The organism is Kitasatospora purpeofusca, assembly GCF_034043715.1.
GTDB lineage: Bacteria > Actinomycetota > Actinomycetes > Streptomycetales > Streptomycetaceae > Kitasatospora > Kitasatospora purpeofusca_A.
This window is the reverse complement of sequence record NZ_JAXCLC010000030.1, coordinates 48963-60400: the sequence shown is the minus strand read 5'-3', so window position 1 is coordinate 60400 and position 11438 is coordinate 48963. Positions and strand designations below refer to the sequence as shown.

The 11438-nt window shown below is 73.7% G+C and carries 14 protein-coding genes; 5 read left to right on the top strand and 9 right to left on the bottom strand.

The genetic code is table 11. The features are described 5' to 3' along the window. From SM793_RS17510 to SM793_RS17490, 5 genes are all read right to left on the bottom strand, one after another. A complete protein-coding gene (locus SM793_RS17510) occupies nt 1-483 on the bottom strand; it encodes an SRPBCC family protein (RefSeq protein WP_320439122.1) in 483 nt (160 codons plus the stop codon). Between the two features lie 3 nt (nt 484-486). Continuing rightward, nucleotides 487-756: an acyl carrier protein gene (locus SM793_RS17505; RefSeq protein ID WP_320439121.1), complete on the bottom strand. Its 270-nt coding sequence runs from the start codon at nt 754-756 to the stop codon at nt 487-489. A 109-nt stretch (nt 757-865) separates the two neighbouring features. Then, entirely contained in the window at nt 866-1198 is a 333-nt protein-coding gene (locus SM793_RS17500) for a TcmI family type II polyketide cyclase (protein WP_320439120.1), read from the bottom strand. Between the two features lie 94 nt (nt 1199-1292). Then, a complete protein-coding gene (locus SM793_RS17495; protein WP_320439119.1) occupies nt 1293-1748 on the bottom strand; it encodes an ester cyclase in 456 nt (151 codons plus the stop codon). Between the two features lie 149 nt (nt 1749-1897). Next, on the bottom strand, nt 1898-2362 hold the full coding sequence (locus SM793_RS17490; RefSeq protein WP_231978553.1) for a DUF1772 domain-containing protein: 465 nt from the start codon (nt 2360-2362) through the stop codon (nt 1898-1900). A gap of 409 nt (nt 2363-2771) precedes the next feature. On the opposite strand from SM793_RS17490, the gene SM793_RS17485 reads away from it, so the two are divergent. The 4 genes from SM793_RS17485 to SM793_RS17470 all read left to right on the top strand — a co-directional run bounded on the left by SM793_RS17485 (nt 2772) and on the right by SM793_RS17470 (nt 6377). Continuing rightward, complete coding sequence (locus SM793_RS17485) at nt 2772-3887, top strand: amidohydrolase family protein (protein ID WP_320439118.1); 1116 nt, start codon at nt 2772-2774, stop codon at nt 3885-3887. 155 nt (nt 3888-4042) lie between these two features. Further along, nucleotides 4043-5050, top strand: coding sequence for an SDR family NAD(P)-dependent oxidoreductase (locus SM793_RS17480; RefSeq protein WP_320439117.1), 1008 nt, complete (start codon nt 4043-4045; stop codon nt 5048-5050). Between the two features lie 68 nt (nt 5051-5118). Beyond that, nucleotides 5119-5499 (top strand): SchA/CurD-like domain-containing protein, encoded by a 381-nt coding sequence (locus SM793_RS17475; RefSeq protein WP_030396597.1) that lies wholly within the window; start codon nt 5119-5121, stop codon nt 5497-5499. 5 nt (nt 5500-5504) lie between these two features. Beyond that, complete coding sequence (locus SM793_RS17470; RefSeq protein WP_320439116.1) at nt 5505-6377, top strand: LLM class flavin-dependent oxidoreductase; 873 nt, start codon at nt 5505-5507, stop codon at nt 6375-6377. Between the two features lie 284 nt (nt 6378-6661). On the opposite strand, the gene SM793_RS17465 is transcribed toward SM793_RS17470, so the two are convergent. From SM793_RS17465 to SM793_RS17450, 4 genes are all read right to left on the bottom strand, one after another. Next, a complete protein-coding gene (locus SM793_RS17465; protein ID WP_320439115.1) occupies nt 6662-7297 on the bottom strand; it encodes a helix-turn-helix domain-containing protein in 636 nt (211 codons plus the stop codon). A 185-nt stretch (nt 7298-7482) separates the two neighbouring features. Beyond that, nucleotides 7483-7989, bottom strand: coding sequence for a quercetin 2,3-dioxygenase (locus tag SM793_RS17460; RefSeq protein WP_231978554.1), 507 nt, complete (start codon nt 7987-7989; stop codon nt 7483-7485). 77 nt (nt 7990-8066) lie between these two features. After that, nucleotides 8067-9056: an alpha-ketoacid dehydrogenase subunit beta gene (locus tag SM793_RS17455; RefSeq protein WP_320439114.1), complete on the bottom strand. Its 990-nt coding sequence runs from the start codon at nt 9054-9056 to the stop codon at nt 8067-8069. Between the two features lie 22 nt (nt 9057-9078). Then, on the bottom strand, nt 9079-10065 hold the full coding sequence (locus tag SM793_RS17450; RefSeq protein ID WP_320439113.1) for a thiamine pyrophosphate-dependent dehydrogenase E1 component subunit alpha: 987 nt from the start codon (nt 10063-10065) through the stop codon (nt 9079-9081). A gap of 361 nt (nt 10066-10426) precedes the next feature. Here SM793_RS17450 and SM793_RS17445 point away from each other — a divergent pair, with 361 nt between their 5' ends. Continuing rightward, nucleotides 10427-11326 (top strand): sensor histidine kinase, encoded by a 900-nt coding sequence (locus tag SM793_RS17445; protein ID WP_320439112.1) that lies wholly within the window; start codon nt 10427-10429, stop codon nt 11324-11326. Nucleotides 11327-11438: the final 112 nt, after the last annotated feature.

Genomic DNA, 11438 nt, shown 5'->3' with positions numbered 1-11438 from the left:
TCACTCCTTCTCGGCGGGGACGGCGGTGGAACCGGCGGCGAGGGCCTCGACCTTCTGCCGGATGATCTCCAGCTGCACGGGCGAGTTGATGTTCAGCCGCTCGGTCATGCCCTGGTCGTCGACCGGGGCGGCGGGCTTCATGGAGAAGTCCTGGATCCAGGTCATCCGGACGCCGCCCTCGGGCAGCTCCTCGTACCGCCAGTGGATCTGCATGTAGGCGAACGGGCCGGTCTCCACCCGGTGGGCGTGGACGGTGCGGTCGGCGACGTTGACGGTGCGGTCGCTGACCCAGCTCCAAATCCGGCCCTCCTCGTCCGGGTGCATGGTGAGCCGGAAGCGGACGGTCTCGCCGCGGCGTTCGACGATCTCGGCGGACGCGTACTCGGTGAACAGCTCCGGCCAGCCGGCGACGTCGTTGGTGACGTCCCAGACGAGCTTGAGCGGGGCCTGGATGACGATGCTGTTCTCGGTGTGTCCGGCCATCGCTCAGCCCACCGCCCCGGCGGTCCGCAGCTCGGCGACGATCTGGTCGACACTGAGGGCGACGGCGCCGTCCGGGACCTTCAGGCCGTAACGGTCGGCGATCACCGCCTCCAGCTCCAGCACGGCCAGCGAGTCGAGGCCGAGCTCCTCCAGGGGGACGTGCCGGGAGCCCTCGAACACGTCCGGCGCCGCGCCGGCGCTGGTGATGAGGACGTTCTCGATCTCCTCCGCGGTGACGACCGTGGTCGTCCCGCCGGCCTGGTGGTCGGTCATGGTGCTGCCTCTCGTTTCTCCGGTGTAGGGACTGCTCCTGGGCCTCGCGGCGCGGCCGTACGGGGTGAACGGGCCCCCGTTCGGCCGGCGCCGCCGGCGGGAGGCGGGCTCACCGACCTCCGGTGCCGGACTCCCAGGAGTAGAAGCACTGGGCGACCGCGTCCTGCGGCGAACGCCAGGTGGGCAGGTAGGGGGAGATGAACGGGGTGAGCCGTTCGCTGACCCGGGCGAACTCCGGGTGCCGGCGGGCTGCGTCGACCGCCTCCTGACCCGGGTCGTCGGTCTCCAGCAGGTGGACGTAGGCATCGCCGAGCAGGTACAGCGAGCGGTGGGTGACGCCGGCGAGACGCGGCAGTTCGGTCTCGTCGGACTCACCGAACACGCGGGCGACGTCGCCCTCCGCGCCGGGCAGCATCCGGGCGATGATCAGTGTGCGGTGCATGCGGGCTCCCCTCGGGGTACGGGCTCTCTCGGGCTGGGGTTCTCCGGGGCCGGTTGCGGCGCCGCGGTTCAGTGCCGCGGTTCGGTGCCGCGGTTCAGTGCTGCGGGCGGCCGACCGGCTGGATGGCGCCGATGTCCAGCAGGATCCGGGGCACGTTGTCGCCGATCCAGGACTCGACGACGCGGCCGTCGACGATCCGGTGGCAGGACATCTCGTGCACGGTGACCGGCTTGCCGGTCGGCGGGATGTCGAACAGCCGGCCCTGGTGGGTGCCGCGGGTGGTGAACCGGGCGTAGACGCGGTCGCCGTCGCCGGCGACGTCCTCCACGGTGACGTTGACGTCCGGGAAGGCGTTGCGCCAGAGCAGCACGGCCTGCCGGAAGGAGTCCGGGCCGGGGGGCATCGGGGGCAGGCCGGGGGCGTGCACCACGTAGTCCTCGGCGAAGCGGTCGCCGATGGCGGAGAGGTCGCCGTCGTTGAACGCCCGCTCGGTCAGCTCGCGGATGAGGGCCTTGTTGGCCTCCACCACGCTCTCGGTGGACGAGGTCATGACAGTCCTTTGCTCGGCGGACGACCCCGGCCGGTGCGCGGCCGAGGGTGGTCCGGGTGGGCGTGGGGCGGCGGCCGGCCCGGGGTGCGGGGAGGCTCCGGGAGCCGGCCGGTGCGCACTTGCGGCGCGAGGTGCGGGGAGCGGACCGGTCAGATGAGCGAGGCGAGGACGAAGCAGGCCGCCGCGCCGATCGCGCCCATGGTCCGGGTCTCGTGCGCCAGGTGCCAGCGGCGGCGCTTGCCGCGCCACGCGGCGTCGGTGTCGCGGTACGGGCTCCAGCGCTCGATCTGGCGCCAGATCGGCCGGTTGACACCCTCGGAGGCGACCGCGACGGTCGCCATGCCGACGGTGCCGGCCGCGTACAGCACCTTGGCCACCTTGCTCTCCGACCGGACGGCCTTGGTGGCGCCGACAGCGGCGGTGGCCAGGCCGTTCCAGAAGGCGATCGGGTGGAACACGTGCATGTCGATCAGCTGGCACGTGTTGACGTACCGGTCGTAGGGCAGGGAGTTGAGCATCGGCAGGATCGAGGTCTTCATGATCCAGAGCGTGCCGAGCTGAACGCTGGACGAGGTAACCAACCAGACGTCCGAATTATCCTTCATGTCCTTCATATCGATTCCTCGAATCGATCCGGGATCGCGGAATGTCCGCCGCGTCGATGCGGCGAACCGGGGCGGGGTCGCCCGATGCGAGAGACACGGGACCCCGGGGGCCGGGGCATCTCGGCCCCCGGGGCTGCCCCGCCGCCTCATCCTTGCCGCCGGGCGGTCCCAGTGTCAGGAGGCATCCGTCTCCACCGGGCTGGGACGTCGCCCCGTCCGTCACGGACCGCGTCCCGGCCGTTCCGGGCCGTCCGCCCAGCCGGTTCGTTGCACCAACCTCCCGAATTCCGGGCCATGTTGACGCGCCCACCGGACGCACCCTACGGTGCGAGCGGGCACTCACTCACCGAGGGCCCAGGGCCCGCGACCAGCCCGCCGCGCCGACCGGCCGGCGGACATCCCAGGAGGTGCCGAGCCGATGACGATCGATGTGCACGGCCACATCACGTCGCCCGAACTCTTCCGCCGCTTCCCCATGCCGCCGAGCCTCGCCGACGTCGACGGCATGGTGGAACTCAAGGCGGCGGCCGGGATCACCATGTCCCTGGTCGGCAGTCCCGTCGGCGCGGGCACCATGGTGCGCACGCCCGGGCTGGACAACTACCGCCAGCCGCTGGACACCCTCGAACGCTTCCACGACTGGCTGGGCGAGCAGGTCCGGGCCCGGCCCGCGGCGCTGCGCGGCTACGTCTACACCAACCCGCTCGGCTCCGACGCCGAACTCGCCGCCGCCGCCAAGCGATTGGAGCAGGACGAGTTCGTCGGGCTGATGGTCAACTCCAGCATCGAGGGGCGGTTCCTGGACACTCCGCAGGCCGACGCCTTCTTCGCGATGGCCGCGCAGTACCGCATCCCGGTGATGTTGCACCCGCCGGCCGAACCGGCCGGGGCCGGGGAGCTCGACGACCTGCGGCTGGTCGAGCAGATCGCCCGGCCGTGCGACGTCACGCTGGGGACGGCCGCGGTGCTGTTCGCCGGGTGGCTGGAGAAGTACCCGGAGCTGCGGATCGTCGCCCCGGTCTGCGGCGGCGGGCTGCCGCTGCTGCTGGAGCGGCTGGAGCTGGCCCGGCGGATGCCGGTCACCTTCGGCCGGCCGGGCGGGATCCCGGGCGGGCCTCCCGGCGGCGCTCCCGGCGGGCCTCCGCCGGGGGTCGGCGGTCCCGGTGCCGGCGGTCCCGGCGGACCGGGGACCAGGCCGGGCGGACCGGGGACCGGAGGGCCGGGTGGACCGGGCGGACCCGGCGGACCCGGCGCCGCGCCGACCGGACCTGCCGTCCCGCCGCTGGCCGAGGCCCTGCGCCGGGTCTACGTCGACACCGCCACGCCCAGCCTGCGGGCCGTGGCCGCCGCCGTCGACGCCTTCGGGGCCGGCAACGTCATGTTCGGCACCGACTCCCCGCCGATGAGCGCACCGCTGGACGCCTCGCTGACCCGGTTGGACGGGCTCGGCCTGGCCCCGGCCGATGTCGCGCGGATCCGGCACGGCAACGCCGCCGGGCTGTTCGGCCTGCCCGGCGCACCCGACGCGACCTGAACCGGTCCCGCCCGCACCGGGCGGGACCGGACCCGACGCCGGCCGAGCGGACCCGGACAGCACCGGGCCCGGACTCATCACCACCCCCGGCGTCCCCCGATCCGACACCCCGTCGGATTCCCCGCACCACCGACACGCGACAGGGAGGTGCTGTCATGACGGCAGCCGCACCGACCCCACCGTCCGGGCCGCCCGGCGGACGCCCGGGCGGCGGACCGCCCCCCGGCGCCGGCGGACCGCCCCCTGGCTTCGGCGGACCACCGCCGGGAGCCGGCGGGCCACCGCCGGGCTTCGGCGGACCGCCCGCCGGTTTCGGGGGACCGCCGCCGGGAGCCGGCGGACCGCCCCCCGGCTTCGCCGCCCCGCCCCGGCCCGCGCCGGAACGCGTCCCCGCCGACCGGGAGTTCCTCGGCAGCCGGGTCCTGCTGGTCGGCGGCTACGGCAGCATCGGCGCCGCCGTCGCCGAGGACCTCGCCGCCCAGGGCGCCCGGGTCGCGGTGGCCGGCCGTTCGCTGAAGAAGGCCGAGGAGACCGCCGAGCGGCTCGCCCCGCTGGCCGCCCGCGGCGGCACCGTGGTGCCGCACGCCGTGGACGTCGCCGACCGCGCCGACGTGGAACGGCTGGTGGCGGCCGTGACCGCCGACTGGGGCGGCATCGACGTCCTGGTGAACTGCGCCAGCGCGCTGGTCACCGTCGGCGCCGAGACCATCTCCGAGGAGGACTGGCGCACCATCGTCGACACCAACCTGCTGGGCGCCTTCTGGCTCTCCCAGTCGGTCGGCCGGACGATGATCGCGGCCGGCGGTGGCCGGATCGTCCACCTCTCCTCGGTACGCGGCAAGTTCGGCGCCCGGCGCGGCTTCAGCGCGTACGGCGCCAGCAAGGCCGGCCTGGACCTGCTGGTCAAGCAGCTGGCCGCGGAATGGGGCCGGCACGGGATCGCGGTCAACGCGGTCGCCCCCGGCTTCGTCCGCACCGACTTCGTCCAGGAGAACGCGAGCAACCCGGAGTTCATGCGGATGGTGCTCGGCCGGATCCCGCTGGGCCGCACCGCCGAACTGCACGAGGTGGCCGACGCGGTCACCTTCCTCGCCTCGCCGCGGGCCGGCTTCATCAGCGGCCAGGTGCTGTACGTGGACGGCGGCGTCACCACCAGCCAGTGAGGCCCCGCCCGCCCCGCCCCACACCCACCGACGGGCCGAGCCCGGCCCGGAGAACCCAGGAGACGACCATGAGCACGTGGCACGCGCTGTACTACCCGCTGCTGCCGGGCAGCGAGGACATCGTCAAGGACCTGTTCCGCAAGAGCGGCCGCCCCGACTTCGACGTCAAGAGCCCCGACGGCACCGTGGTCGGCAAGCTCCTCGGCACCCAGGCCTTCGTCGGCAAGGAACTGGCCGTCCGGGTGATCGAGATCGAGGGCCCGCTGCCGCTGGTAGCCGCGCACATGAGCCAGCAGCCCGCCGTCCGCGAGTTCGAGCGGGAGCTGGAGAAGCACCTCGCCGTCCCGCGCGACATGACCAGCCGCGAGGGCGCGCAGGCGTTCTTCCGGCTGGCCTCGATGGAGAACGTGCTCTCCCGCCGCCACGACCAGCCGCTCGAAGGCGAGTGAACGCGATGAAGATCGGAATCGGACTCCCCACCTCGCTGCCCGGTGCGGCCGGCGCCGACGTGGTCGCCTGGGCCCGGCTCGCCGAGCAGGCCGGCTACTCCACCCTCGGCACCATCGACCGTCTGGTGCACAGCAGTTGGGAACCGCTCACCACGCTGGCCGCGGCCGCCGCGGTGACCGAGCGGATCGGCCTGGCGACGAGCATCCTGATCTCGCCGCTGCGCGCCAACACCGCGCTGCTGGCCAAGCAGGCGGCCACCGTGGACCGGCTCTCCGGCGGCCGGCTCACCCTCGGCATGGCGGTCGGCTCGCGGCCGGACGACTTCGAGGTCGGCCAGGTCGAGAAGGCCGGCCGCGGCGCCCGGACCGGCACCCAGGTGGCCGAGCTGCGGCGGCACTGGGCCGACGCGCAGTCCGGCCGGGAGCCCTCGGTCGGACCGGCCCCGATCCGGCCGAACGGTCCGGAGCTGATCCTCGGCGGGCACTCCCCGGCCGCACTGGCCCGGGCGGCCCGGCTGGGCGACGGGTGGATCGGCGGCGGCACCGGCCCGATCATGTTCGCCCAGGGCGCCCAGGCGCTGCGCGAGCAGTGGGCGGCCGAGGGCCGGGAGGGGGCGCCCCGACTGGTGGCGCTCGCCTACTTCGCGCTCGGCGCGGACGGCACCAAGCACACCGAGGACTACCTGCGGTCGTACTACCGCGACGCCGGGCCGTTCGTCGAGCACATCCTGCGCGGCGCGGCCGACAACCCCGGCAAGCTGCGCGGGCTGGTCGGCAAGTACGCCGAGGCGGGCTGCGACGAGCTGCTGCTGATGCCCTGCGCCGGGGACCTCGGCCAGGTCGAGGCGGCGGCCCAGGTGCTGGGCCTCCAGGGCTGACCACGGCGGGAGCGCGGGGAGGGGCGGGCGGCCACTGGCCACCCGCCCCTCCCCGTTGCCGCCCCTCCGCCCGTCCGCTCGGCACCCGCGTCGTCCGCGCCCCCGCGAGCGCCGCCCGGCAGGAGCGCACCGGCGCCGCCGCGGTCCGGCCGGGTCCGGTCCGGTCCCGTCCGGTCTCGTCCCGTCGCATCCCGTCCCGTCCCGGGCATGCGAAAGCCCGCCGCCCGGCGGTTCTCGCCGGGCGACGGGCAGCTCGCGGTTCAGTGGTCCAGCGGGCCGGCCGTTCAGCGGGCCTTGGCGCGGCCCCGCGCCGGCGCCGCCGCCGACTGCGCCGGGGCCAGGGTCCGCCAGAGCTCCCGGACGAAGGCCTCCGCCTCCCGCAGCGGCTCCGACCCGGTGCCCGGGGCGGCGAACACGCCCCCGTAGGCGGCCAGGTAGCAGGCGCCGAGCAGGAGCTGGGACGCCGCCACCGGATCCGCGTCCCGGCTGACCAGATCGGTCCGCTGGGCCCGGCGCAGGTAGTCGGCCAGCAGTTCGACGGCCCGGTGCGGCCCGGCGTTGTTGGCCTGCATCCACTCCCGGTGGCGGTCGAGCAGCTTGGGCTCGGCGAAGACGGACAGCAGCATCGGCATCGACGCGCGGTAGAAGGCGAGCGCCTCCTCCGCCACCTCCTGGAGGGAGGCCCGTACCTCGCCCTCGCTGCCGATCTCCTCCGGCAGCGCCCGCAGCACCGGCAGCAGTCCGGGCAGCCGCTCGGCGAGGACGGCCAGGAAGACGTCCTCCTTGCTGCGGAAGTGCCGGTAGATGGTGCCCTCCGAGCAGCCCGCCACTTCGGCGATCTCCTTGGTGGTGCAGCGGGCCAGACCGAGGTCACGGATCACCCGCTCGGCGGCGTCGACGATCTGCTCGCGCATACTCATGAAGGCTCCGAAGGAACGGGGCGGCCGGCTTCCGAGCGGGCCGCGGCTGCGGAGGGGCACCCGAAGGATAGCGTGCAGGTGAGTACCCGCTCACCCGTTTCGCCGGGCACCCCGAACGGCGCGCCGGCCCCGCCGCCCACGAGGGGCGCCGGGGCCGGCGAGGCAGGCTTCAGCGGTGGCACCGCTCAGCGCGGCGGCCCGGCGGGACCGCCGACGCCGGGCGGCGGCCCGACCAGCTGCACTCCGAGCGGCGCCAGCTCGCCGAGCAGCCGGGCGAAGTCCGGCGGGCCCTGGAGCGGCGGCGGCAGCTCCAGGCTGGTGGCCGGCTCGCCGGTCCTGAAGAACCACTCCTCGAAGCCGGCCGGGGTGCCGAGCACCAGGAAGCGGGTGCCCTCGGTCTCCACCCGGTACTGGTGCGCGATGCCGCGCGGCGCGAAGACCGTGGCGCCCGGGCCGACCTTGTGCTCGTCGTCGCCGATCCGCAGCACCATCTCACCCTCCTGGACGATGAAGAACTCGTCCTCGCGGGTGTGCAGGTGGACCGGCGAGGCGTAGCCCGCCGGGGAGAGCTGCTCGGCGAGCCAGAACTGCCCGTTGGTCTCGGCGCCGGTCGCCTTGAACTGGAGCAGCGCGCCCACGTGCCAGATGGCGCGGCCCTCGTCGGGCTGCTTCACGAACGGTTGGGACGTCACTCGGTTCCTCCTCGGTCGGCGGGCCCTCGTTCGGGGCCCGGCAGCACAGCGGTACGGAAACGGAAACTGATCGGCCGTCAGAGTGTGCGGACGGCCGCGTCCTTCACCAGGCCGGTGGCGCGCACGGCGGCGGCCACCTGGTCCGGGCCCGGGGCGAAGGCGTCCTCCAGCTCGGGGCTGAACGGCACCGGCGCGTGCGGCCCGGTGACCATCCTGACCGGCCCGCGCAGAGCGGCGAAACGGTCCTGCGCGACCTGCGCGGCGATGTCGGTGGCCAGACTGCAGCGCGGGTGGGCCTCGTCCACCACGACCAGCCGCCCGGTCCGCTCGACGCTGCCGTAGATGGTCGAGGTGTCCAGCGGCGACAGGGTCCGGGGGTCGATCACCTCGATCTGCACGCCCTCGGCGGCCAGCTGCTCGGCGGCGGCGAGCGCGACCGACACCATCCGGCCGATCGCGACCACCGTGCAGTCGGTGCCGGGCCGGACCACCTTGGCCGAGCCGAACGGGATCGCGTACGGCTCCTCGGGCACGCCGCCGGGCACGAAGTAGAGCATCTTGTGCTCCAGGAACAGCACCGGGTCGTCGTCCACCAGCGCCTGCGCCATCAGCCCCTTGGCGTCGTACGGACTGGACGGCGCGACCACCTTGAGGCCGGGCAGGTGGACGAAGAGCGGGTGCAGCGCCTGCGAGTGCTGGGCGCCGCGGCGCAAGCCGGTGCCCCACATCGCGCGCAGCACCAGCGGCGCCGAGACCCGGCCGCCGGACATGTACCGCAGCTTGGCGGCCTGGTTGGCGATCTGGTCGAAGGCGACGGTGGCGAAGTCGACGAACAGCAGGTCGACCACCGGCCGCAGTCCGGTCGCGGCGGCGCCGACCGCGGCGCCGACGAAGGCCGCCTCGGTGATCGGCATGTCGAGCACCCGGTCCGGGAACTCCAGGTGGAGGCCCTTGGTCGGGCCCCAGGCATTGGTGCTGTCCTCGCCCATCAGGACCACCGAGCGATCGAAGCGCATCTGCTGCGCCAGCGCCTCGCCGATGGCCTGCTGGTAGGTGATCGTGCGCATGGGACTCCCTCCTCGGAGCGGGTCAGCGGGTGTAGACGTGGTCGAGCAGGGTGCGCGGGTCGACCGTGAAGGGCTCCGAGGCGGCCGTGACGGCGGCCTCGACCAGGGCGGTCGCGTCCCGGTCGATCCGGTCCAGCTCGAAGGCGGCGGGTCCGCCCACGGTGCCGTCGGCGATCCGGGAGCGGAGCAGCAGCAGCGGGTCGGACTCGGAGCGCAGCCGCTCCGGGTCGGCGTCCGGCCGGTAGGACTGGTCGTCCCAGAGCTCCATGTGGCCGTGGAAGCGCTCGGCCCGGAACTCCAGCACGGTCGGGCCCTCGCCCGCCCGGGCACGCCGGACGGCCTCGGTGGTGGCGGCGTGCACGGCGAGCACGTCGTAGCCGTCCACCACCTCGCCCGGGATCCCGAAGCCGGCCGCGCGCTGGGCCATGTCGGTACCGGAGAAGTGGGCGGCGGCCGGGGTCGCCTGGGCGTAGCCGTTGTTCTCGATCGCGAAGATCACCGGCAGGTCGAGCATCCGGGCCAGCACCAGGCTCTCCAGCACGGCGCCCTGGTTGGCGCCGCCGTCGCCGGTGAAGGCCACCGACACCTGGCCGGTGCCCTGCTGACGTGCCGTCAGGGCGGCCCCGCAGGCGAGCGGGACGCCGCCGCCGGCCAGGCCGTTGGCGCCGAGCATGCCGCGGTCGAAGTCCGCGATGTGCATCGAGCCGCCCTTGCCGCCGCAGATCCCGTCCGGCCGGCCGTACAACTCCTTCATCATCGCCTCGACGTCGCAGCCCTTGGCGATCGCGTGACCGTGGCCGCGGTGGGTGCTGGCGAGGTAGTCGTCCGGGGCGAGGGCCGCGCAGACACCTGCTGCGACGGCCTCCTGCCCGCTGTAGAGGTGGACCGCGCCGGGGAGGCTCTTCGCCAGTCCGTGCAGACGGTCCTCGAAGGCCCGGATCACACTCATCGTTCGGTAGATCTCTGCGATCTGGTCCAGCGTCAGATCGGTGGTGCGGGATGTGCCCATGGGGTCGCCTCCTCGGCTCTCCGGGGGACGGCCGGCGGGGCGCCGCGCGCCTCGTTCGCCGGTCTCGCTCGTGGCCCGACTCCATGAGGGTAAGTGCTCACTCACATGGGTGCAACCAAGTGTCCGAATCCGTCACCGCCCCCTCCCCCACCCGGCCCTCCCACCCTTGCGCCCTGCGCAACCACGCCCCTAAGGTCTTGTCCCGGGTGGATTGGGATCACGGGATGGAAACGAACGACGGACCGATACTTCGAGGTCCGCCGTGCCTGTTTTCGGACATCCCGGTGAATTCCATTTCCCCGCGCCAGGAACGCCCGTGCACAGTGGGTAAGACGCGAGCGACGGGGGGATCTCAGGAACCATGCTGGACCAGATACTCAAATCCTCCGGCAGGGCCGACCGAAGACCGACCAACCTGGCCGTAAGCGGCGTGGGAGCGCTCGCTACGCGCGGTGAACGGAACACCTCCGACCGGATCGGTCGGCTGGTGAACACCCTGCTCGGGCTGGTCACCGGCCTCGGCGCAGCCGGCCTGCCACCGGCGCAGCCACGGCCCCGGCCGGCCGGAGTGCCGGTCGACGAAGCGGAGTCCGGCTGTCCGGCTGCCGCTGCCCGACTCGACGAACGCCGCCGTGTCCGCAGGGAGTTGCACGACTCGCTGGCTCCCAGGCTGGCCGCCCTGCACATGCGCATGGAACTCGCCGGTCTCGACCTGACCGACGACGCCGACCAGGCCCCGGCCCTGCTGGCCCAGGCCCGGGAGGATGTCAGCACCGCGATCGCGGACGTCCGGCAGGTGATCCGGGACCTCGACACCTCCGAGCCCCGGACCGTCGCCGGCACTGGCACGCTGCGCCAGTTCCTGCACCGGCAGGCCCGCGCCTTCGAGGAGGCCGGGGCCGGCCGGCTACGGGTCGTCACCGAGCTCCCGGCCGTCCTGGACGATTTTCCGACACGTGTCCAGAAAGAATTGAAGAACATCTCCGGCGAGGCTGTCGCCAATGTCGTCCGGCATGCCCGGGCATCCTTCTGCCGGATCTCCGCGTCGATCGGCCCCGAGGGCCTCGTCCTTTCCATCGAGGACGATGGGATCGGCATTTCCGGCGACGCGGTCGGCGGAATCGGACTTCCTTCGATGTGCCTGCGCACCAGAGAACTCGGCGGCTTTTTCTCGATCGGCACCAGGGCCCCGCACGGCACCGTGGTCCGGGTCCGCCTGCCGCACTCGGCGCTCGTCGACGGCACCCACCGGCTCGACTGAGCCGGGCCCCCGCCCTCTCTCCCCCGCCCCCGGCGGCCACGGACTCCGTGCCCGACCGACCCGTGCCGTTTCCCTGCGACCCCGTGCGCCCACCGAGTTGACCGTGCTCCCT

Excerpts from the sequence above, each read along its gene's own strand:
- SM793_RS17510 (WP_320439122.1), bottom strand. The coding sequence starts at position 483 with ATGGCCGGACACACCGAGAACAGCATCGTCATCCAGGCCCCGCTCAAG.
- SM793_RS17505 (WP_320439121.1), bottom strand. The coding sequence starts at position 756 with ATGACCGACCACCAGGCCGGCGGGACGACCACGGTCGTCACCGCGGAG.
- SM793_RS17500 (WP_320439120.1), bottom strand. The coding sequence starts at position 1,198 with ATGCACCGCACACTGATCATCGCCCGGATGCTGCCCGGCGCGGAGGGC.
- SM793_RS17495 (WP_320439119.1), bottom strand. The coding sequence starts at position 1,748 with ATGACCTCGTCCACCGAGAGCGTGGTGGAGGCCAACAAGGCCCTCATC.
- SM793_RS17490 (WP_231978553.1), bottom strand. The coding sequence starts at position 2,362 with ATGAAGGACATGAAGGATAATTCGGACGTCTGGTTGGTTACCTCGTCC.
- SM793_RS17485 (WP_320439118.1), top strand. The coding sequence starts at position 2,772 with ATGACGATCGATGTGCACGGCCACATCACGTCGCCCGAACTCTTCCGC.
- SM793_RS17480 (WP_320439117.1), top strand. The coding sequence starts at position 4,043 with ATGACGGCAGCCGCACCGACCCCACCGTCCGGGCCGCCCGGCGGACGC.
- SM793_RS17475 (WP_030396597.1), top strand. The coding sequence starts at position 5,119 with ATGAGCACGTGGCACGCGCTGTACTACCCGCTGCTGCCGGGCAGCGAG.
- SM793_RS17470 (WP_320439116.1), top strand. The coding sequence starts at position 5,505 with ATGAAGATCGGAATCGGACTCCCCACCTCGCTGCCCGGTGCGGCCGGC.
- SM793_RS17465 (WP_320439115.1), bottom strand. The coding sequence starts at position 7,297 with ATGAGTATGCGCGAGCAGATCGTCGACGCCGCCGAGCGGGTGATCCGT.
- SM793_RS17455 (WP_320439114.1), bottom strand. The coding sequence starts at position 9,056 with ATGCGCACGATCACCTACCAGCAGGCCATCGGCGAGGCGCTGGCGCAG.
- SM793_RS17450 (WP_320439113.1), bottom strand. The coding sequence starts at position 10,065 with ATGGGCACATCCCGCACCACCGATCTGACGCTGGACCAGATCGCAGAG.
- SM793_RS17445 (WP_320439112.1), top strand. The coding sequence starts at position 10,427 with ATGCTGGACCAGATACTCAAATCCTCCGGCAGGGCCGACCGAAGACCG.